General features: G+C 33.2%; 1 protein-coding gene. It reads left to right on the top strand.

All coding sequences use genetic code 11. From position 1 onward, the window contains the following. The first annotated feature begins 77 nt into the window (after positions 1–77). Positions 78–1,421: an FAD-dependent oxidoreductase gene (locus A5819_RS03470; RefSeq protein ID WP_086281824.1), complete on the top strand. Its 1,344-nt coding sequence runs from the start codon at positions 78–80 to the stop codon at positions 1,419–1,421. Positions 1,422–1,781 lie beyond the last annotated feature (360 nt).

The following is a 1,781-nucleotide window of genomic DNA, read 5'->3' as shown; positions in this document are numbered from 1 at the left end:
GGGATATAATGTTATTGTTATTTTGTATATATATAAACATAGTGATGGCATAGTTGATTGAAGGGAGAAGAACCTTAGTGAAAGTAGTAATTATCGGAGCCTCCCATGGGGGACTCCAGGCCGCATTAACATTAAAGAGATTAAATCCTCAAACTGAGGTTATTCTAATTGAAAAAAGAAGTGAGATCAGTTTTGTTTCAAGCGGAATCGTATTGAAAATGAATCAATTGGTTGATGAATTGGACAAAGTGAGATATCTGACTCTAGAAGAATTGAATAATAAAGGGGTAGACGTTTTAATTAATGCAACAGTTACTACAATAGATCCAGAGAAAAAATACGTTATTTATGAGGACGCTTCTAACAACGTGAGTGAGATTAGCTATGAAAAGCTGATCCTTGCAACAGGTTCAAATCAATTTTCAACAAATATAACATTGCCAAGTAAAGATAAAGTAACTGTCTTCAAAAGTTATCCTAGCTCTGTAGAAGTATTGGAAAAATTGGAACAGTCAAAATCGATCTCAATTGTTGGTGGAGGTTACATTGGTGTAGAATTGTGCGATGCCTTGAAAGATCAAGGGAAAGAAATTCATTTGATTGAAAGTGCAGGTTCAGTTCTTTTTCGATACTTAGATAAGGAACTTTCTTCACTGATTGAAGAAAAAATCGTTGCATCTGGTGTGAAACTTCATTTAAATGAAAGTGTTATTAGCTTCTCAGAATTGGAAGAAGAGCTGTTTGTTACAAATACAACAAATGAAGAAATTAGAAATGATTATGTAATCATCGCGGTAAACGCTCGTCCAGATAGTCGATTAGTCAAAGAGTTTTTAGATTTAAATGCTAATGGAACGATACGAGTCAACGAACATATGCAAACAAGTGATCCAGATATATTTGCTTTAGGTGATGTGATTTCTTATCCAGTTCGTAATAGCTACCGTAAATCGTTTGTTCCTTTAGTGAATAATGTTGTCAGAAGTGCAACAGTTGCGGCAATGAATGTTCTGGGACATACGATAAAATATAACACGACTCAAAAAACAACGGCAACGAAAATCTTCAACAGTTATGTTGCTAGCACAGGCTTAACAGAAGAGGAAGCAAAGTTTGAAGGAATCGAAGTGGAAAGTACCTTTTTAACATTACCATGTCAACTGCCTTATCTTGAATTACAAGAAGAAGTACATATCAAAATGGTTTTCGAAAAAGGAACGCACAAACTGATTGGTGGTCAATTAATGTCTGAAAGAGACATTACACAATCAATTAATACCCTATCTTTGGCAATTGAGAAAGAGACGACCTTAGAAGAATTAGTGACACTAGATTTTTATTTTAATCCAGGAATCAATCAGCCAATGGGAATTATAGGACGAGCAGCATACGAATTTTTGATAGAAAAGTATAAATCTTGATAATTTAATAACATATATTATTATATTTTTGAAATGATTGAGCAAATGAATTAAACATAAAAAATGGCTTCCCCGATTCGTTAGAGAAACAGCAGAACAATATCCTTTTCGTTTTGTTGTTTTTTGCATAATTGTTATTTTTATAAATAAATCAAAATACTACTACTTATTGTTATTTAAGTTTATAATAGAATAAAATTCTAGGGGGCATCGCCAATGAAAGCAGAAGAAAAGAAATTTTATGACTTCATAATGGATCGAACCAAGCCAGATCATCAAGAAGACATGAAACATTTGCTGGCAGAATTGATGGAAAGAAAATCAACGGATAAACTCGATAAAATGTACCTTATGAGTGTG

This window comes from Enterococcus sp. 7E2_DIV0204 (assembly GCF_002140855.1).
Classification (GTDB): Bacteria; Bacillota; Bacilli; order Lactobacillales; family Enterococcaceae; genus Enterococcus_L; species Enterococcus_L lemimoniae.
The sequence above is the reverse complement of the archived record's forward strand: the minus strand, read 5'-3'. Positions and strand labels throughout refer to the sequence as shown.